26 protein-coding genes are annotated in these 22,802 nt (G+C 71.5%); 18 read left to right on the forward strand and 8 right to left on the reverse strand.

What is annotated here, in order from left to right; genetic code table 11:
- Positions 1–10: 10 nt before the first annotated feature.
- Entirely contained in the window at positions 11–1,069 is a 1,059-nt protein-coding gene (locus IF27_RS09200) for a DUF8017 domain-containing protein (protein ID WP_190232878.1), read from the reverse strand.
- 82 nt (positions 1,070–1,151) lie between these two features.
- On the opposite strand from IF27_RS09200, the gene IF27_RS09205 reads away from it, so the two are divergent.
- Together IF27_RS09205 and IF27_RS09210 are read left to right on the forward strand one after the other, a co-directional pair.
- Positions 1,152–1,607, forward strand: coding sequence for a DUF4442 domain-containing protein (locus IF27_RS09205; protein WP_052848934.1), 456 nt, complete (start codon positions 1,152–1,154; stop codon positions 1,605–1,607).
- A 92-nt stretch (positions 1,608–1,699) separates the two neighbouring features.
- A complete protein-coding gene (locus tag IF27_RS09210; RefSeq protein ID WP_052848935.1) occupies positions 1,700–2,353 on the forward strand; it encodes a hypothetical protein in 654 nt (217 codons plus the stop codon).
- 11 nt (positions 2,354–2,364) lie between these two features.
- Here the strand turns inward: IF27_RS09210 and IF27_RS09215 are convergent, their stop codons facing one another.
- Entirely contained in the window at positions 2,365–3,225 is an 861-nt protein-coding gene (locus tag IF27_RS09215; RefSeq protein ID WP_052848936.1) for a DMT family transporter, read from the reverse strand.
- Positions 3,226–3,350: 125 nt separating this feature from the next.
- On the opposite strand from IF27_RS09215, the gene IF27_RS09220 reads away from it, so the two are divergent.
- From IF27_RS09220 to IF27_RS09230, 3 genes are all read left to right on the forward strand, one after another.
- Positions 3,351–3,926, forward strand: coding sequence for a helix-turn-helix domain-containing protein (locus IF27_RS09220; protein WP_052848937.1), 576 nt, complete (start codon positions 3,351–3,353; stop codon positions 3,924–3,926).
- Positions 3,927–3,949: 23 nt separating this feature from the next.
- Positions 3,950–4,504 (forward strand): YbaK/EbsC family protein, encoded by a 555-nt coding sequence (locus IF27_RS09225; RefSeq protein ID WP_052848938.1) that lies wholly within the window; start codon positions 3,950–3,952, stop codon positions 4,502–4,504.
- Between the two features lie 131 nt (positions 4,505–4,635).
- Positions 4,636–5,433: an SDR family NAD(P)-dependent oxidoreductase gene (locus tag IF27_RS09230; protein ID WP_052848939.1), complete on the forward strand. Its 798-nt coding sequence runs from the start codon at positions 4,636–4,638 to the stop codon at positions 5,431–5,433.
- Here the strand turns inward: IF27_RS09230 and IF27_RS09235 are convergent.
- From IF27_RS09235 to IF27_RS09250, 4 genes are all read right to left on the reverse strand, one after another.
- A complete protein-coding gene (locus IF27_RS09235) occupies positions 5,409–5,771 on the reverse strand; it encodes a deoxyxylulose-5-phosphate synthase (protein WP_052848940.1) in 363 nt (120 codons plus the stop codon). The genes IF27_RS09230 and IF27_RS09235 overlap by 25 nt on opposite strands.
- A 48-nt stretch (positions 5,772–5,819) precedes the next feature.
- Positions 5,820–6,461: a response regulator transcription factor gene (locus IF27_RS09240; protein WP_052848941.1), complete on the reverse strand. Its 642-nt coding sequence runs from the start codon at positions 6,459–6,461 to the stop codon at positions 5,820–5,822.
- Positions 6,449–7,705, reverse strand: a complete 1,257-nt coding sequence (locus IF27_RS09245; RefSeq protein ID WP_052848942.1) for a sensor histidine kinase — start codon at positions 7,703–7,705, stop codon at positions 6,449–6,451. Before IF27_RS09245 ends, IF27_RS09240 begins: the two co-directional genes overlap by 13 nt.
- Before the next feature lie 76 nt (positions 7,706–7,781).
- Positions 7,782–8,558, reverse strand: coding sequence for a nucleotidyltransferase domain-containing protein (locus IF27_RS09250; protein WP_052848943.1), 777 nt, complete (start codon positions 8,556–8,558; stop codon positions 7,782–7,784).
- A 55-nt stretch (positions 8,559–8,613) separates the two neighbouring features.
- Between IF27_RS09250 and IF27_RS09255 the strand changes: the two genes are divergently transcribed.
- A complete protein-coding gene (locus tag IF27_RS09255; RefSeq protein ID WP_052848944.1) occupies positions 8,614–9,474 on the forward strand; it encodes an arylamine N-acetyltransferase family protein in 861 nt (286 codons plus the stop codon).
- A 228-nt stretch (positions 9,475–9,702) separates the two neighbouring features.
- Positions 9,703–9,855, forward strand: coding sequence for a hypothetical protein (locus IF27_RS09260; RefSeq protein WP_190232879.1), 153 nt, complete (start codon positions 9,703–9,705; stop codon positions 9,853–9,855).
- A gap of 131 nt (positions 9,856–9,986) precedes the next feature.
- Here IF27_RS09260 and IF27_RS09265 read toward each other — a convergent pair whose 3' ends face one another.
- Positions 9,987–11,519 (reverse strand): MDR family MFS transporter, encoded by a 1,533-nt coding sequence (locus IF27_RS09265; RefSeq protein WP_476713125.1) that lies wholly within the window; start codon positions 11,517–11,519, stop codon positions 9,987–9,989.
- A 152-nt stretch (positions 11,520–11,671) separates the two neighbouring features.
- Positions 11,672–12,271, reverse strand: a complete 600-nt coding sequence (locus IF27_RS09270; RefSeq protein WP_052848947.1) for an acyl-CoA-like ligand-binding transcription factor — start codon at positions 12,269–12,271, stop codon at positions 11,672–11,674.
- A 335-nt stretch (positions 12,272–12,606) separates the two neighbouring features.
- Here IF27_RS09270 and IF27_RS09275 point away from each other — a divergent pair, with 335 nt between their 5' ends.
- The 11 genes from IF27_RS09275 (at position 12,607) to IF27_RS09315 (ending at position 22,765) form a co-directional block, all read left to right on the forward strand.
- Positions 12,607–12,831 carry a hypothetical protein gene (locus IF27_RS09275; protein WP_052848948.1) on the forward strand — a complete coding sequence of 75 codons (225 nt, stop codon included), beginning with the start codon at positions 12,607–12,609 and terminating at the stop codon, positions 12,829–12,831.
- Positions 12,828–12,986 (forward strand): hypothetical protein, encoded by a 159-nt coding sequence (locus IF27_RS30930; protein ID WP_190232880.1) that lies wholly within the window; start codon positions 12,828–12,830, stop codon positions 12,984–12,986. The genes IF27_RS09275 and IF27_RS30930 overlap by 4 nt, the downstream gene beginning before the upstream one ends.
- Before the next feature lie 9 nt (positions 12,987–12,995).
- The gene (locus IF27_RS09280) at positions 12,996–13,583 is read left to right on the forward strand and encodes an SMI1/KNR4 family protein (RefSeq protein WP_190232881.1); all 588 of its coding nucleotides are present in this window, start codon (positions 12,996–12,998) and stop codon (positions 13,581–13,583) included.
- A gap of 100 nt (positions 13,584–13,683) precedes the next feature.
- Positions 13,684–14,289 (forward strand): SMI1/KNR4 family protein, encoded by a 606-nt coding sequence (locus tag IF27_RS30075; protein WP_110945712.1) that lies wholly within the window; start codon positions 13,684–13,686, stop codon positions 14,287–14,289.
- Positions 14,290–14,313: 24 nt separating this feature from the next.
- Positions 14,314–14,958 (forward strand): SMI1/KNR4 family protein, encoded by a 645-nt coding sequence (locus IF27_RS30080; protein ID WP_110945713.1) that lies wholly within the window; start codon positions 14,314–14,316, stop codon positions 14,956–14,958.
- Between the two features lie 739 nt (positions 14,959–15,697).
- The gene (locus tag IF27_RS30085; RefSeq protein WP_190232882.1) at positions 15,698–16,507 is read left to right on the forward strand and encodes an SMI1/KNR4 family protein; all 810 of its coding nucleotides are present in this window, start codon (positions 15,698–15,700) and stop codon (positions 16,505–16,507) included.
- A 392-nt stretch (positions 16,508–16,899) separates the two neighbouring features.
- Positions 16,900–18,102: a glycoside hydrolase family 64 protein gene (locus IF27_RS09295; RefSeq protein ID WP_052848952.1), complete on the forward strand. Its 1,203-nt coding sequence runs from the start codon at positions 16,900–16,902 to the stop codon at positions 18,100–18,102.
- 628 nt (positions 18,103–18,730) lie between these two features.
- Positions 18,731–19,801: an ABC transporter substrate-binding protein gene (locus IF27_RS09300; RefSeq protein ID WP_052848953.1), complete on the forward strand. Its 1,071-nt coding sequence runs from the start codon at positions 18,731–18,733 to the stop codon at positions 19,799–19,801.
- Positions 19,798–20,643, forward strand: coding sequence for an ABC transporter permease (locus tag IF27_RS09305; RefSeq protein WP_052848954.1), 846 nt, complete (start codon positions 19,798–19,800; stop codon positions 20,641–20,643). Before IF27_RS09300 ends, IF27_RS09305 begins: the two co-directional genes overlap by 4 nt.
- The gene (locus IF27_RS09310; RefSeq protein ID WP_052848955.1) at positions 20,619–21,404 is read left to right on the forward strand and encodes an ABC transporter ATP-binding protein; all 786 of its coding nucleotides are present in this window, start codon (positions 20,619–20,621) and stop codon (positions 21,402–21,404) included. The genes IF27_RS09305 and IF27_RS09310 overlap by 25 nt, the downstream gene beginning before the upstream one ends.
- Positions 21,401–22,765, forward strand: a complete 1,365-nt coding sequence (locus tag IF27_RS09315) for an LLM class flavin-dependent oxidoreductase (RefSeq protein WP_052848956.1) — start codon at positions 21,401–21,403, stop codon at positions 22,763–22,765. The genes IF27_RS09310 and IF27_RS09315 overlap by 4 nt, the downstream gene beginning before the upstream one ends.
- The last annotated feature ends 37 nt before the right edge of the window (positions 22,766–22,802 follow it).

Raw genomic sequence — 22,802 nt, forward strand, 5'->3', positions numbered from 1 at the left:
GCGCGGCCGGTCACTCGGCCGGATACGGGCGCAGGCTGCGCATCATCGTGTCGATCGTCTCGTCGGCCAGCTCCTCGGGGACCCCGGCGTCCGCGACCACCACCCAGGTGGCCAGGTCGTTGCGCGCGTTGACGTACGTGAACGCGACGGCCTTCCCGTCCGTGGTGCCGCAGGCGTTCTCCGGGTCGTCGGGCACGTCGGTGACGGTCGCCCGCACGACATGGCCGCTGAGCCCGTGGTCGCTCTCGAAGGGCTCGGCCTCCGAGACGTCGAGGGTGCCCTCCTGCGCCTGGTCGTACCCGGCCAGCACCCAGTTGACCGCCTCGTTCTCCGCGGCCTCGGCGGTGCCGGTCGCGCCCTGCGCGCCCTTGGTGCCGACCTTCGCCCGGTCGCTGCTGCCGTCCGCCTCGGGGCACCAGCCGTCGAGGTACGTCGCGACGGCCGTCATCGTGACCAGGGGCGCGCCCGGCTCCTCCGCGTCGGGCCGGTCGTCCGCGAAGCCGACGTACCTGTCCTCGGCGCCGATCTGCCAGTCGTCCGGCGGGACGTCGAAGGCGTTGCCCCGGTTCTCGCTCGTCTGCACCTGCCAGTCGGGCGCGACGACCGGGTCGGGGACGCGCGGCACGCCCTGGCGCGGGTCGTCCGGCGCGTAGCTGCGCTCGGGGGCGGGCCCGTCCGAGGATCCGTCGGACGGCGTCCCCTCCGGGGTCGAGGCGCCGCTCCCGTCCGCCGTGGGCTCGCGCCCGCCGTCGTCGCCGCCGAGCGCGTAGACACCGGCGACCGCCAGCGCCGCCACCGCGGCGACGGACGCCACGACCGCGACCGCCGTCCTCCTGCCCCGCCGCCCGCCGTCGCCGCCGGGCCCGCCCGCCGGTGGTGGCGATGGCGGGCCGGGGGGTTCCCATCCCGCGCCGCCCCCGGCGCCAGGCCCCGGTACCGGCATCTGCGGCGGCGTGTACGGCTCCGGCGGCTGCTGGTACGGGTTGGGCTGCTGGTAGCCCGGCTGCTGATAGGGGTTCGGCCACGAAGGGGTGGGGCCGCCCCCGTGCTGCTGCTCTCCTGGTCCCATGACAGGTGACCTTAAGGCCGGGCACCGACAGGGACGCCATCGGCCGCCCCACGAACCGGTTACCCGCTGGTAATATCGTGGGATGAGCGATTCCGGCGCGCCCGCAGCGGGCGAACTCCTCACGTCCCTCGTCCCGATGGTCCGCACGCTCGGTCTCGAATTCCTGGAGACGACGCGGGAGCGCGCGGTCGTCCGCCTGCCCGACCGGCCCGAGTACCGCAACCACGTCGGCGGGCCGCACGCCGGGGCCATGTTCACGCTGGCCGAGTCGGCGAGCGGCGCCGTCGTCCTGGCCGCGTTCGGCGACCGCCTCGACCGGGTCGTGCCTCTGCCGGTCCACGCGGGCATCGACTTCCGCAAGCTGGCCAGGGGCGTCGTCACCGCCACCGCGGAACTGGGCCGCGCCGAGGCGGAGATCGTCGCCGAGCTGGAGGCGGGCGGGCGGCCCGAGTTCCCAGTCGCCGTCACCCTCCGGCGCGCCGACGGCGCCGTCACCGGCGAGATGACCGTGATCTGGACGCTGCGGCCCCACACCTGACGGCCCGGCGACCGACGGCCCACCGGCCGACGGCCCTGCGCCGCCGCGTACCATTCCGCGCACACCGACCGCGCGTCCGTACGGGGGACTTGTTGACAGCCGGCCGACCCACCGCACCACCACGCCCGTCCGGCCGCGCCACGGCCGCCGTCCTCGCCGGGGCCGCGCTCCTGCTGCTCGGCGGCTGCGGCAGCGAGCCGGGCGGCGAGAAGCCGGACCGTGCCGGGCAGGAGAAGCCCACGGAGCACGCCGACCGGCAGGCGGGCGCGGGCGAACTGCCCGACCTGACCGGCCTGTCGCTCCCGGAGGCCCGCGAGAGCGCCGGTGCCGCCGGGTTCGAGGCGGTCACCTCCCACGACGCCCTCGGGCGCGACCGCATGCAACTCGTGGACGGCAACTGGGTCGTCTGCTCCCAGCAGCCACCGGCCGGTCCCCACGCGGGCGGCACCGAGGTGGCCCTGGCAGTCGTCAAGGCGGAGGAGGAGTGCCCGGAGGGGGACCGCTCCACCGCGCCGCCCGAGGCGGGCGACACCGCGCCCGACCTCACCGGCGAGTCCGTCAACGTGGCCCGCGCCGCCCTGGGACGGGCGGCGTCCGTGGACGTGCGGGACGTCTCGGGGGACGGGCGCATGATCCTCGTCGAGTCCAACTGGCAGGTCTGCGCGCAGACCCCGGGGCCCGGCGCGCCGCTCGACGGCGCGCGGGCCCGTCTCGACGCCGTGAAGTTCGGCGAGGACTGCCCCTGACCGCCGCCGGGTCAGCCGGTGGCGAGCAGCAGCGTCCCGGCCATCGCCAGCCCCGCGCCCGCCGTCTGCACCGGCCGCAGCCGCTCCCGCAGGAGGCCGCGCGCCGCGAGGGCGGTGACGACCGGGTAGAGCGACGCGAGCACGGCGGCGACGGTCACCGGTCCGACGCGCGCGGCGAGGGCGTACGTCGCGTTGGCCGCCACGTCCGCCAGCCCGACGAACGCCAGCGCGGGCAGCGCGCCCGTCACCACGGACCTGCCGCCGGACGGCAGCGCGGGACGGCCCCGCCGCGTCCCCGCGTACAGGGCCGTGCCGCCCACCACGACGTTGACGGCGCGCTGCACGAACAGCGCGAGGAACAGCCCGGTCGTCGTCTCCGACGCCTCGGCGATGAGCGCCAGCACCGCGCCGAAGCCCAGCGCGGCCACCAGCGTGTACCCCATGGTCCGGCGCTGGACCGCCGGTCCGCCGCGCTGCGGGCCGCCCGCGAGCACGACGCCGACGAACGCGACCAGGATGCCCGAGTACTGCACGAGCCCCGGCCGTTCGCCCGCCAGCAGCGCCACGCCGACCGGCACCGCGACCGCCGTCGAGGCCAGCGGGGAGACGACGCCCATCGGGCCGAGCGCGAGCGCGCGGTAGAAGCAGAGCATCGCCACCGGGCCGACCGCCCCGGCCGCCACCGCGAACCACAGGAGCGGGCTCGCCTCGCTCCACGCCCCCGTGGCCACTACGATCGCCCCCAGCACGGCCATGGCCAGCGCCTGCGAGACCACGACGACGGTCAGCGCGGGCATGCGCCGGGTCAGCAGCCCGCCGCCGAAGTCGGCCAGTCCCCACAGGAGACTGGTGGCCAGGGCAAGGGCGAGCATCGCGGTACCTCGTTCGTCGTCGTCGCTGTCGTCCGGTCCGGTCGGGACAGGGGTGTCCCACCGCCGGGCAGTCCATCAGAGTGAACTGTCGCTGACAAAATATTAATCCCCATGAGAGGGCCTGTGTGACCGACATCGACCAGCTCACCCAGGCGCTGGCCCGCAACCTCAAGCGGCTGCGCACCGAACGCGGCTTCACCCTCGACGGCCTCGCCGCCCGCGCCCGGGTCAGCCGGGGCATGATCGTGCAGATCGAGCAGGCCAGGACCAACCCGAGCATCGGCACGGTCGTGAAGATCGTGGACGCGCTCGGCGTCGGCATCCCGACGCTGCTCGACTTCGACCAGGCGCCCGCCGTACGCCTCTTCCCGCCGGAGCGTGCGGTGCGGCTGTGGGAGACGGGCGCGGGCAGCCACGGCGTGCTGCTCGCCGGGACGGACGCGCCGGGGCCGCTGGAGCTGTGGCACTGGCGGTTGATGCCGGGCGAGGGCAGCGAGTCGGACCCGCACCCGGTCGGCACCTCAGAGCTGCTGCACGTCACGACGGGCAGCGTCGTCCTGACGGTGGACGGCGTCGAACACACCGTCCCCGCAGGGACGTCCGCCGCGTTCGAGTCGCACGTCCCGCACAGCTACCGCAACGACGGCGCCGAGCCCGCCGAGATGTCCATGGCCGTCTCGGTGCCGGGAACTCCCCGCTGACCAGGGCTGGTACGGTGCCCGCCATGCGTGCTCCCCTCGGTGACTTCCCCGACGCCGCCCCCGCCCCCGACCGCCTCGCCATGCTCCCCGGCCCGGTGGCCGACGCCCTGCGCGCCTGGGAGGGGCCCGTCCCGGCGGGCGAGGTCGTCTTCGTGGACAGCGACCCGGAGGTGGCGGACACCGCCGCGTTCGTCGCCGCCTACGGGCAGGAACTGCTGGACGCCTCGGCGAACTGCGTCGTGGTCGCGGGGAAGCGCGGCGCCGATGTACGGCTCGCGGCCTGCCTGGTGCCCTCGGCCGCGCGCCTCGACGTGAACGGCACGGTGCGGCGGCGGCTCGACGTGCGCAAGGCGTCGTTCGCGCCGCACGACACGGCCGTGGGGGAGACGGGCATGGAGTACGGCGGCATCACGCCCGTCGGCCTGCCCGCGGGCTGGCCGCTGCTGATCGACGCGTCCCTCACCGAGCTGCCGTGGGTGCTCGTCGGCAGCGGGCGCCGCCGGGGCAAGCTGATCCTGCCGGGGAAGGCGCTCCCCCAACTGCCGGGCGCGGAGATCCTGGAGGGGCTCGCCCGCTGACCGAAGCGCCGACGCGCCGACGGCTGACCCGCCGTCCACCCTCCGCCGCCACCGCCCGTCGTGATGATGTGATGGTCGCGGCCGTGTCGCACGGCCGTGAACCCCCACGACAGCGAAGGCGGTACACAGGGATGCAGATCGATCTCGCGGGCAGGACGGCCCTCGTCACCGGCTCGACCCAGGGCATCGGCGCCGCGATCGCCACCGGACTCGCCCGCGCCGGGGCGCGCGTCGCCGTCAACGGCCGCAACGCCGACCGGGTCGGGGCGGCCGTCGCCCGGCTGATGGAGGACGTCCCGGAGGCGCCCGAGCCGGTCGCCGTCGCCGCCGACGTCTCCACCGACGAGGGCACGGCCCGGCTGCTCGACCTGCTGCCCGACGTGGACGTGCTCGTCAACAACCTCGGCATCTTCGGCGCCCAGCCCGCCCTGGAGATCACCGACGACGACTGGCGCCGCTACTTCGAGGTGAACGTCCTCGCCGCCGTCCGCCTCACCCGCGCCTACCTGCCTGGCATGAAGGACCGGGGCTTCGGCCGCGTCCAGTACATCGCCAGCGACTCCGCCGTCGCCATCCCGGCCGAGATGATCCACTACGGCATGACGAAGACCGCGCTCCTCGGCGTCAGCCGCGGCTTCGCGAAGGCGGCGGCCGGGACGGGCGTCACCGTCAACTGCGTCATGGCGGGGCCCACGCACACCGGCGGCGTCGAGGACTTCGTCTACCAGCTCGTTGACCGCGACCTCCCGTGGGACGAGGCGCAGCGCGAGTTCATGCGCAGCCACCGCCCGCAGTCGCTGCTGCAGCGTCTTATCGAGCCGGAGGAGATCGCCCACATGGTCGTCTACCTCGCCTCGGAGTTCTCCTCGGCCACCACGGGCGGCGCGCTGCGCGTGGACGGCGGCTACGTGGACGCGATCCTGCCCTGACGCCGCCGCGCGACGCCCGGCACGTCCCGTGAGACCAGGGCCCGCGCGACCGGCATGCCCGTCCGCCCGGCGGCCGTCAGCCGCTCCCGTACCTCGCGGGGCGTGCGCGGTCGCCACCCGGGGCCCCAGCAGCAGGACGAGCGGAAGCCGACGCCCGCGTGCAGCAGGGTGGTCAGCACGCGCCAGCCCGCCGCGTCCGAACGCCGGGGCACGGCCAGCGCGTCGCCCGCGTACAGCACCTCACGGCGGCAGCGCGGGCAGACCCCGGTCGGGCCCTCCCAGGGCGGCGGGCGCTTGTAGGCGGCCCGGCAGGGTGGGCAGACGTAGTGATGACGCATCGCGCCAGTATGACGATCCGACAGTCCGGTGGTCCGCCGGTTTTCCGCTCACGCCCCCAGGTACGCCAGCACCGCGAGCACCCTGCGGTGCCCGCCGTCCGTGACCGGCAGCCCGAGCTTGGCGAAGATGTTCCCGATGTGCTTGTGCACCGCGTTGTCGGTGACGCACAGCATCCTGCCGATCTCGCCGTTGCCGAGGCCCCGCGCCATCAGCGACAGCACCTCGCGCTCCCGCGCGGTGAGCGACGCGAGACCGCCCGCGCCGCCGCCCGCCATCAGCTGCGCGATCACCTCGGGGTCCATCACCGTCCCGCCCGCCGCCACCCGGCGCAGGTCCTCCACGAACCGGCCGACCCGGCTGACGCGGTCCTTGAGGAGATAGCCGACCCCGCCCGCGTCCTCCGCCAGCAACTCCCGCGCGTACACCCGCTCCACGTACTGCGACAGCACCAGCACCGGCAGCCCGGGATGCGCGCGGCGCACGGCGAGCGCCGCCCGTACGCCCTCGTCGCGGAACGTCGGCGGCAGCCGCACGTCGGCGATCACCGCGTCCGGCGCGTGCCGTTCCACGGCGGCGACGAGGGCGGGCCCCTCCGTGACGACGGCGGCGACCTCGATGTCCGCGCTGTTCAGGATGAGTTCGAGCCCGGTGGACAGCAGCACGTTGTCCTCGGCGATCACGACCCGCACGGCAGCTCCACGGTGAGCGCGGTCGGCCCGCCGGGCGGCGAGGAGACCAGCACCGTCCCGTCCAGCGCGGCGGCGCGGCGCCGTATGCCGACGACGCCGCTGCCCCGGCTCTCGTCCACGCCGCCGAGACCGTCGTCCGTGACCTCGACCAGCAGCCCGCCCCCGCTCCGGCTCAGCCGCACCACGACGCGGGACGCGCCGCTGTGCTTCGCCGCGTTGGTGACCGCCTCGGCGACCGTGAAGTACGCGGCGGCCTCCACGGCGGCCGGTACCTGCCCCGGCCCGCCCGCGTCCAGCCCGCCCGTGTCCAGCTCGACCGGCACCGCCGACTGCGCGGCCAGTGCCGCCAGCGCGCCGTCCAGACCCCGGTCGGCGAGGATCGGCGGATACATCGTCCTGATCACCTGGCGCAGCTCCGTCATCGCCTCCTCGGCGCCCTCGTGCGCCTCTTGGAGCAGCCGCGCGAGGGTGCCCGACGGATCGTCCCGCAGCGCCTCGCGCGCCACGCCGAGGCGCATCGCGATCGCGACGAGCCTGGCCTGCGTGCCGTCGTGCAGGTCGCGCTCGATGCGGCGGAGTTCGGCGCCGTGCGCGTCCACGACGCCCGCGCGGCTCTCCGTCAGCTCGCCGACCCGCTCCGCCAGCCGTTCCCGCGCCGACGGCTCAAGCGCGCGGACGGAGAGCCCCGCGTGCGCCCGCGCCAGCCACGGCACGCACCGCCAGGTGACGCCCGCCGCGACGAGCGTCTGCGCGAGGCCCAGGGACAGCGCGGTCCCCCAACCACCCACCTCCACGCCGAAGGCCGTGAAGCCGTTTCCTTCCGGGAACGCCCACCACAGCCCGGTCGCCACCGCGCCGCCCACCATGCCGCCCACGCACAGCAGCGCGGCGGCCCCGGCCGCGAAGCCGCTCGCGAAGTGCAGCGCCGACCAGCGCAGGTCGCGCCGCACGCCCGGGTCCTCGCGTATCCCGCGCCACTGCGCGCGGACGCCTTCCGGCAGGCCGGTGCGCCGGGGCGCCACCGTGACGCCCAGCAGCCGCGCGGCGCGGCGCCTGTGCCACTCGGCCCACCGGCGCAGACCGAGCAGCGTCCGGGGGAAGAGGACGAGTCCGAGACCGCCCAAGGCGGTCGTCACCAGGCTGAGCAGCAGCAGCGGCAGGGCGAGCAGCGTCGCCACGGCCGTCACCAGGCAGACCAGCAGATACGCGGCGCCGCGCCGTACCTCGTCCCATCGATCGCGCATGCGAGGAAGTCTCCCGCACGGCCGGGCGGCCGCGCAGTACAGGTGGCTGTAGTGACGGCCGCCACAGGCCGCCGTCTCAGACGGCCCGCGCGCGGGCGACGGCCTCCGTCAGCAGGGACTCCGCGCGGTCCAGCGCGCCGCGCAGGACGTCCTGGTCCGTCGTCAGGCCCGCGAGGACGGCATCGACGCCGCGCAGCCCGGCCCGGTCCAGCAGCGTCTTCTCGTTGGTCACCCACCGGCCCTGCGCCGCCAGCACCGCGTGCGCCGCCTGGGCCGCGGCCGTCGCGACCGCGCCCGCGCAGTCCGCGAGGTGCCCCTTCGGCGCGTGGGCGTCACGGGCGTACGCGAGCGTCAGCCGCGCCTCGCCCTCCCACCGCTCGGGCGCCGCCTCGCGCAGCGCCCGCGGGTAGGCGGGCCGCGGCAGCTCCCCCGACAGGAGGCGGTTCACGGCCAGTTCCGCGACGAGCAGGTAGCTCGGGACGCCCGCCAGGTGGAACAGCAGCCGCTCCACGTCGAAGCGGCCCTCCCGCGCCTCGGCGAGACAGCGCTCCACCGTGTCGAGGTCGCGGTAGTGCACGTCCACACGGCGCCCCTCGACCCGCAGCCACGCGCCGCCGTTGAAGACGCCGCCGCCCCAGCCGCCGATCTCCGAGACCTCGCCTGGCCAGCCGAGCGCGCGCAGCGCCGCCGGGTCGAACGGGCCCCGGTAGTAGACGGCGAGGTCCCAGTCGCTGCCGGGGCCGTGCGTGCCCGTCGCCCGGGAACCGCCCAGCGCCACCGCCCGTACGGTGGGAAGCCCGGCGAGCCGGGCGGTGACCTGGTGCAGGAACGCGTCGTCGTCCGTCGTCGGCATGCCCCGGAGCCTACGTGGCTCGTCCTTCCCGTCGGCGCCCGCCTACGGTTGCAGCATGACCACGCACGACCCTGACATATTCGATCTCGCCGCCTACCTCGACCGCATAGGCCACGACGGTCCCGTCGCCGCCGACCTGGCCACCGTCCAGGCCCTCCAGCGCGCCCACATCATGGCGATCCCCTTCGAGAACCTCGACCCGGTGCGCGGCATCGTCCCCTCCCTCGAACTGGCCGATCTCCAGGACAAGTTGGTCCGGCGCGGCCGGGGCGGCTACTGCTACGAGCACAACCGGCTCTTCGGCGCCGCCCTGGAGACCGTCGGACTGAACGTGCGGTACGTGGCGGGCCGTGTGGTGCTCGGCACGGACCGGTACGCGAGCCGGGCGCACACCCACCTGACGCTGCTGGTCGGCGTACCGGGCGAGCCGGGCACGTACCTCGTGGAGGCGGGCTTCGGCGGCACGGGGATGCCCTTCGCCCCGCTGCCCCTCACCGAGGGCACCGAGCACACGGCGCACGGCCGCCGCCATCGGCTGCTGCGCCTGCCGTCCGTCACGGACCGGCCGCTGCCGGACGGCATCACCGCCGGGCACGGCGACGGGGAACCGTTCGGCTGGCTGCTCCAGGCGCACGAGCCGGGCGGCTGGGCCGACCAGTACGTCTTCACGACGGAGCCCAGCCCCTACATCGACCAGGTCGTCGGCAACTGGTACGTCGCGGCGCACGCCCGTTCGCCGTTCAGCGGGCGCATCGTCGCGCAGCGCACCACCCCCGGCCTCCACTGGCTGCTGGTCGGGCGCGAACTCGTCCTCACGCGCGACGACGGCACGGAGGAACGGCGCACGCTCGCCGACGACGACGAGGTGCGCAAGGTGCTGGTGACCGACATGGGCATCCCGGTGGACGACGACTGACCCGGCGGCCCGGCCGGACACGCCGACGGCCCACCCCCGTGCGGGGGGACACCGCCGGGTGATGCGGCGGGCCGCGTGACGTCGGCCTTCGCGATGCGGTTGCGCTCGCGGAGGCCGACGTCGTGCGGGGGGAGTGGCCTGTGCCGATGAGCCCGGCAGATCCCGGTGGGATCCCGGAAGCGACGGCGCGAACCGGACGCTCCGGACCTGGTCACCACCACGGCGGCGATGACCGTCCAGCAGGTCAACGATGCTGTCCACCAAGACCTGACCGACCACGGCAACGCACCCCAGCAGCACCTGGTCGATGCCGGACACGTCAACGCCCGCAAGAACGTCGCCGCGATCAACCTCACCCGCCTCGACGTCTGGATCACCTGAACACACCCCGCCCCGCCAGAACCTGCCCCCTGGCAGCGCTTCGGCCCGCCGGGCAGAAGACCCGACGGGCCGAAGTGACCGACGGCCCGCCCCCGAGGGGAGCGGGCCGCCGTGCGCGTCCGGTGCCGCTGTCAGTGCGGCGCGCCGACCGGCGGCTTCGCCTCGTCCGCCAGCCGTTCGAGGCCGCTCTGCGTCTTCAGCGGCTTCTCCTTGATGAACAGGACCGCGACCAGCGCGAGGAACGCGACGGGCGCGCCGACCAGGAACGTCTCCGCCGTCGCCACGCCGTACGCGTGCTCGACGACCTGGCGCACGGCGTCGGGCAGCGTGCTCAGGTCGGGGATGGCGTGGCTCGACCCGCCGCCCTCGGCCGAGGTGCCGAGGCCCTTCTCCGTCTCGCTGGCCACCCGGTTGGCGAGCACGGCGCCCAGCGCGCTGGTGCCGATCGCGCCGCCCAGGCTGCGGAAGAAGGACACCACCGAGGTGGCGGCGCCGAGGTCGGCGGCGGCCACGTCGTTCTGCGCCGCGAGCACCAGGTTCTGCATCAGCATGCCGACGCCCGCGCCCATGATCGCCATGAAGACGGCCAGCTGCCAGAACGGCGTCTCGGAGCCGATCGTCGCCAGCAGCGCGAGGCCCACCGTCATCAGCACGCCGCCGAGGACCAGGTAGCGCTTCCACTGGCCGCGCGCGCTGATGATCTGGCCGACGACGGTCGAGGAGACCATCAGGCCCAGGATCATCGGCAGGCTCATCAGGCCCGCGACGGTCGGGCTGTTGCCCAGCGAGATCTGGAAGTACTGGGAGAGGAAGACGGTGCCGCCGAACATCGCGACGCCGACCAGGGCGCTGGCGACCACGCTGAGGGTCACCGTGCGGTTGCGGAAGAGCGAGAGCGGGATGACCGGCTCGTCCACCCGGGACTCGACCAGGACGGCGGCGGCCAGCAGGACCGCACCGGCCGAGACGAGCGCGGCGGTCTGCCACGAGCCCCAGTCGAACTGGTTGCCCGCGAAGGAGATCCACAGGAGCAGGGCGCTGACGCCCGCGACTATGAGGAGGGCGCCCGCGTAGTCCACCTTGACCTCGCGCCGCTGCACGGGGAGCTTCAGGGTGCGCTGGAGCAGGAAGATGGCCAGCAGGGCGAACGGCACGCCGATGAAGAAGCACCAGCGCCAGCCGAGCCACGAGGTGTCCACGAGCACGCCGCCGATCAGCGGCCCCGCCACCGTGCCGACGGCGAAGACGGCGCCGAAGATGCCGGAGTAGCGGCCCAGTTCGCGCGGCGGGATGATCGCGGCCATCACGACCTGCGCCAGCGCCGTCAGCCCGCCCGCGCCGATGCCCTGGAGGACGCGGCTGATGATGAGCACCGCGATGCCGTTGGAGAAGCCCGCGACGAGCGAGCCGACGACGAACATGGACAGCGACAGCTGGATGAGCAGCTTCTTGTCGTACAGGTCGGAGAGCTTGCCCCACAGGGGCACGGTGACGGTCATCGCCAGCAGCTCGGACGTCACCACCCAGGTGTAGGAGGAGGGCGAGCCGTTGAGGTCGGAGACGATGCGGGGGAGCGCGTTGGCGACCACGGTCGAGGCGAGGATGGCCACGAACATCCCGGCCATCAGCCCGGACATGGCCTCAAGCACCTGCCGGTGCGTCATCGTCGGAGCCGCCTGCTGGGCAGGTGGCGCGGTGGCGGTCATGGTGGATCCTCAGTTCTCGTGTGCGCGGTGTTTCTGGATTGCCGGGGAAAGGCGGAGAACCGCCGTGCGGGGCCGTGGAGTTCAGGCGGGCACGGGGCCGGGGGGCCGTCTCACCGGGACAGCCCGGTGGCGATGAGGTCGAACGCCTGGCGGAAGAGGTCCTGGAAGGACGCGGTACGGTCGGCGGCCCACGTCTCGACGGCGGCCCGGACCGCCGCGACGGCCACGTGCGTCACCAGGCGAGGGTAGAGCGCCGTGGGCGGGCAGCCCTCGCGGGCGGCCACCGTCTCGATGAGGACCTTCTCGTCGGCGCCGCGGGCGGCGAGGAAGCGGGGGAGGAGCGAGGGGTTGCGCTCCAGGACGGACACCTGGAGCTGCCAGCGGTCGTGGTCCTCCTCGATGTGCGCCAGCTGGCGCGCGATCGCCTCCCGCATCACCTCAAGGGTGCTGAGCCCGGCGGGCGCCTCGCGGACGGCCTTCAGCGTCCGCAGGTGGGTCTCCGGATCGGGCCGGATGAAGGCGTCCTCCAGCGTCGGGAAGTAGTTGAAGAACGTGCGGACCGAGACGCCCACCCGGGCCGTGACCGCCTCCACGGTGACCTGCTCCATGCCGTGGTCGGCGGCCATCCGCAGAGCGGCGTCGGCGAGGGCTTCGCGGGTGGCGAGCTTCTTGCGTTCGCGCAGTCCGAGGGGCGTCTGTCCAGGGCACATGGCGTTGGATGCTATGCAAGTTTGCCTGTGAGTGCAAAATAATTATGTGTGTACGCCAGGGGGCGCGGGTAGGGCTCTCCGGTTCACCTCCCCGCGCGCCGGGCGCCGCCGCTCCCGGAACGCCCTCACGGACATGTGCGCCGCCCGCCGGCCGGAGCGGCATCCCGGGGCGTCAGCCGTTATCGATCGATCGGTGACCATTCGCCATCGAATGCACATCACCGGTATCGCGAAGCGAACTCCAAGTGCCCGAAATGTGATCTTGTGGTGAACCCGTGACCACTTCGAGAATGTGCCGTCGCGTTCGCTTGAGATGTGGGGGAAACGTGTATCGCGTGCGGTCGTTGCTGCTGTCGGTGACCCTGTTGGTGGCGGGCATGACGGCCATGGAGCCCGTGGCGACCGCCGACGATGGGTCACCCGACGGGACGTCGGCGGGCGGACCGGCGCCTGATCAGGTGTGGGGAACCGCCGACGAGACCCCGGCCGACGCGGACCACGCCGTCGGCTACTCGCTCGACGGCGCGGCCCCCGACCGGGTGTGGTCGAGGGCCCGGTGATCACCTACCGGGACGTGAGCCCGGGCGCGGACATCCAACGCATCGGCGGCAACGACTCCGTCGAGGAGACGCTGGTGCTGTACTCCCCCGACGTGGCGACGCAGTGGCGGTTCCCGGTCCCCACGATATCTGTCAGATCAGCCGGTGATCGCTGACTAACTGAAGTGAACGAGGAAGAGCCCGATGTTGGACTGTTCGGAGGGTGGATAGTGCTTTACTCTCGGCTCCTTGGTGAGGGGAGGGTGGACGGTTCCTCGTCCGACGATATGTGGGCGCCCGTCGAGGAATGGGTGGGTGGACCGCTTCCCGAGGAGTACAAGACCTTGGTGGAGCGTTACGGGGACGGAGTGATCGCTGGGCATCTGTTCGTTCCGCACCCGGGTGGGTATCGAGGGCTGCTGCAATTCATGCAGGAAGAGCGGGAAGCTCTGTGGGAGTCCTATGAACCCGTGAAGCAGCAGCTTGATCCTCGTGTGGTGGAAGCCTGGGAAACGGTTGTTCCCTGGGCTTACCACGACTGGGACGGCGACACATGCTTTCTTCTCCCTCCGGCGTCGGGTGACATGACGGAGGTCTGGAACGTGGGCATCGACTTCCGGCAGTGTCCGGAGTTTGTGATCTTCGACGGCGGTGTCGGGGAGTTCTTGAGAGGAATGCTCGCGGCCGACGAGTATCCGCGGGGGTGGCCCAGGAATCGACGACCTGCGTGGATGCCTGTCGATGATCCTCGCCTCACGCGACCACCGGAATGACCCCGGCTCGGCTGGCGGGGTCGGGCGCGGCGGCGCGGAACAGTGAGGTGTGGGAGATGTTCCTTATGCGTCAGGCATTTGTGAGGAGTTGAGGAGTGCCATGGCGCTTGATCGACGCATACTTGAGATGATGCCACCTTCGCCCAATGCTGGAGAGTCGATCGACTGGAGTCAAATCGCCGGTTCTTGGGGTACTGAATTTCCTAATGATTACCGTGGCTTCGTCGATACTTACGGCCTCGGGACCATCGAGGAATTCCTCGTCGTGTTTGTTCCGGAGCCTGGAAGGCTCCCCGAGGGCTTCGACATGCGTTCGGAATCGAAAAACGTACGCCAGGTTTGGTCGGAAGACATCCGGCGGCGTGGTGCGGAAGGTGTGCAAGGAGATCATCTGATTGCATGGGGGGCGGATGCGGGAGCAGACATCCTTTGCTGGGACGCCTCGGTGCCGGATCCGAATACGTGGCCCGTGGTGGTTTTCCGCCGTCAAGGGATCCAGCATTGGCGGCGGTACGAGTGCGGGATGATTCAATTCTTGACCTCCACCTTCCTGGGGAGACTGGGCGAGAACCCGCTCAGTGGGACCCACCTATGGTGTAATTCGAACCCCAGATTCCTCCACCAGAGGGACGAAGAACTCTCCTTGGCGCGGGGGATTGATCCATGGACCGGAGAGCCGGACCCTTATGCGGGCATGTTTGGATGAGGGGGCACCGGCGAGAGGGTGGGCGTGAACTGCGGCCTGTCGATTGGAGTGCAGGTGATGGGCGATCGGCGGATTCGTGAGGTGCTGTCACCCTCGGAGAATGCGGGCGATGTGGTCGATTGGGCGGCTGCGGCCGACGCATGGGGGCATGGTTTCCCGGATGACTATCGGGAGTTCGTCCGCTGTTATGGCGAGGGCGATATCGAGCAATTCATGGCTGTTCTCGTTCCCGGTGTTCGTCTTCCTCTCGACGGCAATGGCATGTACGAGGAGTCGGCGAACGCTCGCCTGACTTGGGAGGAGGACGCCCAGCAAGATCCCTCGGCGCTTATTCGTGGTGTGGAAGGGGGGAATCTCGTCGCCTGGGGGGTCGATACCGGTGCCGATATCCTCTGTTGGGACACTTCGGCTGAGGATCCGAACGCCTGGCCCGTCGTGATTTACTGTCGCCAGAATTATCCGAGCTGGTCGCGTTTTGAGATGGGAATGACGCGATTCCTGCTGGCCATTTTTTCAGGTGAGCTTGAGGAGATGCCTCTCAGTGGTAGTGATCTATGGGAAATGCAGTCTCTTAGGTTTATGCACAAACGTGATATGAAGATCCTCCGCTCTCGTGGGATCAATCCATGGGCTGGCGGGTCGAATTCATCCTCCAGCACGTCTGGCTGATTCCCGTGCGGCCGTGGTCGATAGGATATCGCTTGACGTTGTCAAAAGGCTCCGCGATGTGATCGCTTTCGCGGCATGGTGAATTCTTCGTCACGCGAGATGTGTTGCAGATAATGGTGGTCCGGTCCTTGTTGGCTGTGCCTCTTCCCGCGATTCGGAGGGTAGGTAGTGCTTTATTCTCGGCTCCTCGGTGAGGGGAGGGTGGACGGTGCCTCGTCCGACGGTATGTGGGCGCCCGTCGAGGAATGGGTGGGTGGACCGCTTCCCGAGGAGTACAAGACCTTGGTGGAGCGTTACGGGGACGGAGTGATCTCGGGGCATCTGTTTGTTCCTCACCCGGGTGGGAACATGGGGTTGCTCCAGTTCATGCAGGAGGAGCGGGAAGGGTTGTGGGAGTCCTACGAGTCCTTGAAGTGGCGGCTTGATCCTCGTGTCCTGGAAGCCTGGGAAACGGTTGTTCCTTGGGCTTACCACGACTGGGACGGTGACACATGCTTTCTTCTCCCTCCGGTGTCCGGTGACCTGACGGAGGTCTGGAACGTGGGGATTGCTTTCCGGCAGTGTCCGCAGTTTGTGATCTTCGACGGTGGTGTCGGGGAGTTCTTGAGAGGTATGCTCGCGGCGGGCGAATACCCGCGGGGGTGGCCCAGCAATCGACGACCCTCGTGGATGCCTGTCGATGACCCTCGCCGTTCGCGACCGCCGGAATGACCCCTGGCGCGTCGAGCGAGGTAGATTCATGGTCGAGGTGCATGAGGATGGACGATCAGGTGACACGACAAAGGTGTCGGTTCCCGAAGCTCTTCACAGCGCGGCTCATGGGTGGATAAATATCGGACGTCGCGAAATGGATACTTCGGTGATTGATCAACGTATTGTTGATGTGATGCCGCCTTCCGGGCAGGCCGGGGATGTGGTTGATTGGGCGGTGATTGCGGCAGCATGGGGGCATGGATTCCCTGATGATTACCGTGAGTTCGTGCGCTGTTACGGTGAGGGGGCCGTTGAGGATTTTCTTGGTGTGCTCATCCCAGGAGCCGACCTCGTTCTTGACGGTGAGGGCATGTATCAAGAGTCCGAGAACGCTCGCCTGACCTGGCAGGAGGATGCCCGACCTCATCGTTCAGAGGTTATCGATGGTGTAGACGGAGAGAAGCTCGTCGCCTGGGGAGTTGACGCTGGGGCAGACATTCTCTGCTGGGACACTTCGAGCGGTGACCCGAATGCATGGCCGGTAGTGGTCTTTCGACGCCAAGGGTATCCGCACTGGCTTCGTTACGAGATGGGAATGGTCGCATTCTTGTTGAGCATGTTTTCCGGACGCCTAGAGGAGAATCCGCTGAGCGGTGATCACCTATGGAACAGGCGCTCCGTCAAGTTTCTTCATCGACTGGACGAGACGGCCCTGCATGCGCGGGGGGGGGCGATCCTTGGACAGGGGAGCCTAATCCCTATTTCGGCGTGTCATGGTGATGTGGCATGGTCATGTGAACAGGGGTGTGGAATGTGTAGCCGCGTCATGCGGCGGAGTGATTCTCGGCACTTCTGAAGTGATCGTCGATCGGAGAAGCCGCTGTTCTGGTAAGCGATCGTTTCGAAGGAGGGTGGTGCTGCGCCGGACTGAATCGAAGTGCTCTTCGAAGAGCGCGAGGGGGCGAAGGGGTATGGGGAAGGCGCTGATTCCTGGTGGCCGATGCCCCCGGTTGTGTTCCCCCACCTCCGCCGACCCGTGGACGGGTGGGCCGGACCTTTTCGCCGGGATCTGCCGCTGACGCTCGCCGGGGCGGGTGGTGCCGGGGTGGTGGGGATGTGAGGGCGGCGGGGACGGCGTGGGGAGGTCGGTGCCGGGCGGATTGACATGTACTGGCTGGCCGGAGAGGTTGAGAGCGCTCTCAGGCCCGTGCGCCGCTCCACGTGCCTGGCCGACGGGACCGGCTGTACATGAGGAGGACAACGGTGTTCCGCATACCGAAACGACTGGCCGCCCTGGCCGCGGCGCTCGCCGCCGCGACCGGGCTGACCGTCCTGGGGCCCGCGCCCGCCGCGCAGGCCGTACCCGACACCATCCCGCTCACCATCACGAACGACTCCGGGCGCAGTGAGCCCGTGTACATCTACAACCTCGGCACCCAGCTCAGCAGCGGCGTGCAGGGCTGGGCCGACGCGTCCGGGACGTTCCACGCCTGGCCGCCCGGCGGCAACCCGCCGATCCCCGCGCCCGACGCCTCGATCCCCGGCCCGGCGGCGGGGGAGACGCTGACGATCCAGCTGCCCAAGTTCTCCGGCCGCGTCTACTTCTCGGTCGGCCAGAAGCTGGAGTTCTTCCTGGCGGACGGCGGCCTCGTGCAGCCCGCCGTGCAGAACCCGGCCGACCCCAACAGCGACATCCTCTTCAACTGGTCCGAGTACACGCTGAACGACTCGGGCCTGTGGATCAACAGCACGCAGGTGGACATGTTCTCGTCCCCCTACTCCGTGGGCGTGCGAGGCGCCGACGGCGCGGTGCGGACGACGGGCACGCTCAAGCCCGGCGGCTACGGCGCGGTGTTCGACGGCCTGGAGGCGGCCGGCTGGGGCGGCCTGATCATCGACGGCCCGGACGGCACGCCGCTGCGCGCGCTCTCCCCCGGGCACGGCATCGGTGTCGGCGGCGTTCCCACCGACGCGCTGGACGACTACATCGACCGCGTGTGGGAGCACTACCGCTCCGCGACGCTGACGGTCACCCCGTTCTCGCACGATCCGGCCACGCAGTACTCCGGTCGCGTCACCGGCGACGTCATGAACTTCACCGACGGCTCGGGCGCCGTCGTCACCAGCTTCCAGAAGCCCGACTCCGACAGCGTCTTCGGCTGCCACAAGCTCCTCGACGCCCCCAACGACCTGGTGCGCGGCCCGATCTCCCGCACCCTGTGCGCGGGCTTCAACCGCACGACGCTGCTCACCAACCCCCAGCAGCCGGACGCCGACCCCGCGTCGTTCTACCAGGACGACGTCACCAACGAGTACGCCCGCCTCGTCCACGAGCAGATGGAGGACGGCAAGGCGTACGCGTTCGCCTTCGACGACGTCACCGCCCAGGAGTCGCTGGTGCACGACGGCAACCCCACCGAGGCGTTCATGACCTTCGACCCGTACAACTGAGCCGCCGTCCCCGCCTCCCCGCGCGGACGACGGCATCCCTCCCGCGGCCGACGGGCCCCCACCCCGTCGGCCGCGGGCCCACGAGCAGACACGCACCGTCCGATCGGCCGCACACCTCCCGTGTGCGGCCGATCGGTCGTTCCCCGGCGGGGCCCGCGGCCCCTGCGCGTACAGGCGTGAATTCGCCGCCATACGGCGCTTACCGCGGAATTAACGAGGCGTTCGCCAAAGGCGGCCGAACCGTTCCACCTGCGCACTGCGCGCCCCGCTGTTGACGTCATATGAAGGCGCGTTACGCGCAGACGTCCGCGTGGCGGTGAATACGTGAGACGGCCGTTGACCGTTCATCGGCGTGTTCGCTACGTTCTGCGCATGCGGGCCACGTCATCCCCTTTCCCACGCTCCACGGGCGTATCCGTGCCCGGCGTCCTCGCGCCCTGTCGCTGACCACGCCTTTCCACCGGAAAAACCGACGATCCCCGTCGTGGGGCGACGCGCCCGCATGCCCTTTTCCAGAACCACGTCGTCCCGGAATCACCCCTCCGCGCGACACCATGTCACCGATATCCCGGACACGCCGTCCGTTCTTCAGGACACCCGTTCTCGTCCCGACGTCCGAGGAATTCCCATGCCCAGGTACAGACGCCTTCTCGGCGCCGCCCTGATCCTTCCCCTTCTTCTCGCGGGCTGCGCGGAACAGGACAGCCCCACCGACGGAGCCGAACTCGCCAGCGCCGAGATCCCGCAGGAGGCCGACCCCGGCACCACGCTGACGATCGGCACCCCCGAGATCCAGGTCGCCCTCGAACTGTCCGGCCTGATCGACGAGATACCGTTCCGCGTCGAGTGGGCCAACCTCAGCGGCGGCCCCGAGTGCTCCGAGGCGTTCCGCGCCGACGCCCTCGACGTCTGCTCCGCCGCCGAGATCCCCTCCATCCACGCCCGCTGGACCGGCCTCGACACCCGGCTCGTCGCCTCGTACTTCCGCCAGGAGCCCACCGACCACCCCATCTACCGGCTCGGGGTCGCCCCGGGCGCCGGGGTCGAGACCCTGGACGACCTGCGCGGCAAGCGCATCGCGTTCAGCCCCGGGCAGGCCCAGGGCGCGCTGATCCTGCGCGTCCTCGACGCCGCCGGGCTCACCGCCGAGGACGTCGAACTGGTCGAACTGCCCAGCACCGGCGACGTCTACCCGACCGCCCTCGGCAGCGGCCAGGTGGACGTCGCCCCCATCGCCGGGGTCAACATCCGCCGCTACGTGGAGCAGTACGGCCCCGACGGCGGCGCCGTCATCGCCCACGGCCTGCGCGACGACCCCGGCCACCTGTGGGTGCCGGTCTCCACCGTCGCCGACCCCGAGAAGGCCGCCGCCGTACGGGAGTTCGTCCGCGTGTGGGCGCGGGCGCTCGTCTGGATCGACGAGCACCCCGAGGAATGGATCGCCGGGTACTACGTCGAGGACCAGGGCCTGACCGAGGAGGACGGCGCCTACCTGGTCGAGCTGGCCGGCCACCCCGACATCCCCGCCGACTGGTCCGAGGCCATCGAGCGGCAGCAGCAGACCATCGACCTGCTGGCCGCCGAGCTGGGCAACGAGCCCTTCGACGCCGCGACCCTCTTCGACCGCCGCTTCGAGGACGTGGCGGCGCAGGCCGCCGAGGACGCCAGGGCGCGGACGGCGGGCGGCGAGGCCCCGTGACCACCACCGAAGCCCCCCACACCCCCGCCCGCGCCGACGCCCCGGCACCGGCGCCCGTCCGCCGCGCCCGGCGCCTCGGCCCGGGACGCCCGATCCCCTTCGGCTGGGCCATCGGCCCCGCCCTCCTGCTCGCCGTCTGGTCGATCGGCTCCGCCACCGGCTGGATCGACCCGCGCAACCTGTCCGCGCCCTGGGACGTCGTGCGCACCGCGGGCGACCTCATCGCGGACGGACGGCTCCAGGAACACCTGTGGGCGTCCGCCAGGCGCGCACTCGCCGGACTCGCCCTCGGCGTCGCCGCCGGGCTCGTCCTCGCCGTCGTCTCGGGGCTGAGCCGCCTGGGCGAGGGCGTCATCGACGGCCCCGTGCAGATCAAGCGCTCCATCCCGTCCCTCGCGCTGATCCCGCTGCTCATCCTGTGGTTCGGCATCGGCGAGTCGATGAAGATCATCACGATCACGCTCGGCGTCCTCGTGCCCGTCTACCTCCACACCCACAACGGGCTGCGCGCGATCGACAGCCGCTACGTCGAGCTGGCCGAGACCGTGCGCCTGGGCCGCGCCGCGTTCCTGCGGCACGTCGTCCTGCCGGGCGCGCTGCCCGGCTTCCTGCTCGGCCTGCGCTTCGCCGTGACCGCCGCCTGGCTGTCGCTCGTGGTCGTGGAGCAGGTCAACGCGACCAGCGGCATCGGCTACATGATGGAACTGGCGCGCACCTACGGGCAGACGGACGTCATCGTCGTCGGCCTCGTCGTCTACGGGCTGCTCGGACTGCTGTCCGACGGCCTCGTCCGGCTCGTGCAGAGGAGGGCCCTCACATGGCGCCGCACCCTGGCGGACTGACCGGGACCCGCCGCGGGCCCGCCGTCCGCGCCGAAGGACTCGTACGGACGTACGCCGGGCGGCGCGTCCTCGACGGCCTCGATCTCACCCTGGCGCCCGGCGAGTTCGCCGCGCTCGTCGGCCGCAGCGGCTCCGGCAAGAGCACGCTGCTGCGCGCCCTCGCGGGCATCGACCACGGCATCCCCGCCTCCGGCGCGCTGTCCGCGCCGCACGACGTGTCGGTCGTCTTCCAGGACGCCCGCCTGCTGCCGTGGCGCCGCGTGCTCGACAACGTGGTCCTCGGCCTGACGGGGCCGGACGCGGCCGAGCGCGGCAGGACGGCGCTGGCCGAGGTCGGCCTCGGCGGACGCGAACGCGCCTGGCCCACCGAGCTGTCCGGCGGCGAGCAGCAGCGCGTCGCCCTCGCCCGCTCCCTCGTCCGCGACCCGGAACTGCTCCTCGCCGACGAGCCGTTCGGCGCGCTCGACGCGCTCACCCGCATCCGGATGCACGCCCTGCTGCGCCGCCTGTGGGACCGGCACCAGCCCGCCGTCCTCCTCGTCACGCACGACGTGGACGAGGCGATCGCGCTCGCCGACCGCGTGCTCGTCCTGGAGGAAGGACGCATCGCGGCCGACCTGCCCGTCACCCTCCCCACCCCGCGCACGCCCGGCGGCCACGCCTACGCCCAACTGCGCGCCAAGCTGCTCGCGTTGCTCGGCGTCACGGACGACCCCGCAGGCGCACCCGACGCCCCCGCCACCCCGGGAGACCCCACATGACCCCCGCCGCACGGCAGTTGCACCTGAACCTCTTCATCTACCCGGGCGGCCACCACGAGGCCGCCTGGCGCCACCCGGGCTCGGACCCCGCCCGCCTGCTCGACATCGGCTACTACCAGGACCTCGCCCGCCGCGCGGAGGCCGCGACGTTCGACGGGATCTTCCTCGCCGACGGCCCCTCGCTGCCCGACAACGTCCGCTACGCCAGCCGCTTCCGCCTCGAACCCTTCACCTGGCTCTCCGCGCTCGCCGCCGCCACCTCGCGCATCGGGCTCATCGCGACCGCCTCCACGACGTACCTGGAGCCGTACAACCTCGCCCGCCTCTTCGCGTCCCTCGACCACCTCAGCAAGGGCCGCGCGGGCTGGAACATCGTCACCACGGGCGCGCCCCAGGCCGCCGGGAACTTCGGCCTCGACGCGCACCCGGCCCACGCCGAACGGTACGAGCGTGCCCACGAGTTCCTCGACGTCGTGACGCGCCTGTGGGACAGCTGGGAGGACGAGGCGCTGGTCGCCGACCAGGCCTCAGGTGTCTTCGCCGACACCGACCGCATCCACACCATCGACCACGAAGGGCCCCACCTGCGCGTACGCGGCCCGCTCAACACGCCCCGCACGCCGCAGGGTCGGCCGGTGTACGTGCAGGCGGGCTCGTCGGAGGACGGACGGGCCTTCGCCGCCCGACACGCCGAGGCCGTCTTCACCGCCCACCAGACCCTCGCCTCCGCACAGGAGTTCCACGCCGACATCAAGCGCCGCGCCGCCGCGCTCGGCCGCGACCCGGACGGCGTGCTCGTCCTGCCGGGCATCAGCCCGTTCATCGGCTCGACGGAGGCCGAGGCGCGCGCCCTGCACGACGAGTTCAACGAGCTGACGCAGCCCGCGTACTCGCTCGACCTGCTGGAACGGCTCCTCGGCCTGCGGCTGACCGCCGACCGGCTGGACGAGCGGGTGCCGCGCGAGCTGATCGACACCGGAGGCGAGCGGGGCGTCGGCAGCCGCTTCCAGGTCGTCCTCGACATCATCGACCGCGAACAGCCCACCGTCCGGCAGCTGTTGCACCGGCTGGCCGGGGCGCGCGGCCACAAGGTCGTCACAGGGACGCCGGAGCGGATCGCCGACCACCTCCAGGAGTGGTTCGAGCAGGGAGCGGCCGACGGCTTCAACATCATGCCGCCCTGGCTGACCGGCGGGTTCGACGTGTTCGCCGACGAGGTGGTCCCGATCCTGCGCCGCCGCGGGCTGTTCCGCACCGAGTACACCGGCACGACGCTGCGCGAGCACTACGGACTGCCGCGCCCGCGCAGCTCGTTCGCCACCCCGCCCCCGCAGCACCCCGAGCCCGCCGCCGCGCGCTGACCGGTACCGCGCGCCGACCGCCGCCGCCCGCCACCCC

Origin of the sequence: Streptomyces avicenniae (genome assembly GCF_000719135.1) — a bacterium.
GTDB classification, from domain to species: domain Bacteria; phylum Actinomycetota; class Actinomycetes; order Streptomycetales; family Streptomycetaceae; genus Streptomyces; species Streptomyces avicenniae.

What these genes read in the sequence shown, in the direction of transcription:
- IF27_RS09200 (WP_190232878.1), bottom strand. Translation starts at nt 1,069, where the DNA reads ATGGGACCAGGAGAGCAGCAGCACGGGGGCGGCCCCACCCCTTCGTGG.
- IF27_RS09205 (WP_052848934.1), top strand. Translation starts at nt 1,152, where the DNA reads ATGAGCGATTCCGGCGCGCCCGCAGCGGGCGAACTCCTCACGTCCCTC.
- IF27_RS09215 (WP_052848936.1), bottom strand. Translation starts at nt 3,225, where the DNA reads ATGCTCGCCCTTGCCCTGGCCACCAGTCTCCTGTGGGGACTGGCCGAC.
- IF27_RS09225 (WP_052848938.1), top strand. Translation starts at nt 3,950, where the DNA reads ATGCGTGCTCCCCTCGGTGACTTCCCCGACGCCGCCCCCGCCCCCGAC.
- IF27_RS09230 (WP_052848939.1), top strand. Translation starts at nt 4,636, where the DNA reads ATGCAGATCGATCTCGCGGGCAGGACGGCCCTCGTCACCGGCTCGACC.
- IF27_RS09235 (WP_052848940.1), bottom strand. Translation starts at nt 5,771, where the DNA reads ATGCGTCATCACTACGTCTGCCCACCCTGCCGGGCCGCCTACAAGCGC.
- IF27_RS09245 (WP_052848942.1), bottom strand. Translation starts at nt 7,705, where the DNA reads ATGCGCGATCGATGGGACGAGGTACGGCGCGGCGCCGCGTATCTGCTG.
- IF27_RS09250 (WP_052848943.1), bottom strand. Translation starts at nt 8,558, where the DNA reads ATGCCGACGACGGACGACGACGCGTTCCTGCACCAGGTCACCGCCCGG.
- IF27_RS09255 (WP_052848944.1), top strand. Translation starts at nt 8,614, where the DNA reads ATGACCACGCACGACCCTGACATATTCGATCTCGCCGCCTACCTCGAC.
- IF27_RS09260 (WP_190232879.1), top strand. Translation starts at nt 9,703, where the DNA reads ATGACCGTCCAGCAGGTCAACGATGCTGTCCACCAAGACCTGACCGAC.
- IF27_RS09265 (WP_476713125.1), bottom strand. Translation starts at nt 11,519, where the DNA reads ATGACGCACCGGCAGGTGCTTGAGGCCATGTCCGGGCTGATGGCCGGG.
- IF27_RS09270 (WP_052848947.1), bottom strand. Translation starts at nt 12,271, where the DNA reads ATGTGCCCTGGACAGACGCCCCTCGGACTGCGCGAACGCAAGAAGCTC.
- IF27_RS30075 (WP_110945712.1), top strand. Translation starts at nt 13,684, where the DNA reads ATGGCGCTTGATCGACGCATACTTGAGATGATGCCACCTTCGCCCAAT.
- IF27_RS30085 (WP_190232882.1), top strand. Translation starts at nt 15,698, where the DNA reads ATGGTCGAGGTGCATGAGGATGGACGATCAGGTGACACGACAAAGGTG.
- IF27_RS09295 (WP_052848952.1), top strand. Translation starts at nt 16,900, where the DNA reads ATGAGGAGGACAACGGTGTTCCGCATACCGAAACGACTGGCCGCCCTG.
- IF27_RS09300 (WP_052848953.1), top strand. Translation starts at nt 18,731, where the DNA reads ATGCCCAGGTACAGACGCCTTCTCGGCGCCGCCCTGATCCTTCCCCTT.
- IF27_RS09310 (WP_052848955.1), top strand. Translation starts at nt 20,619, where the DNA reads ATGGCGCCGCACCCTGGCGGACTGACCGGGACCCGCCGCGGGCCCGCC.
- IF27_RS09315 (WP_052848956.1), top strand. Translation starts at nt 21,401, where the DNA reads ATGACCCCCGCCGCACGGCAGTTGCACCTGAACCTCTTCATCTACCCG.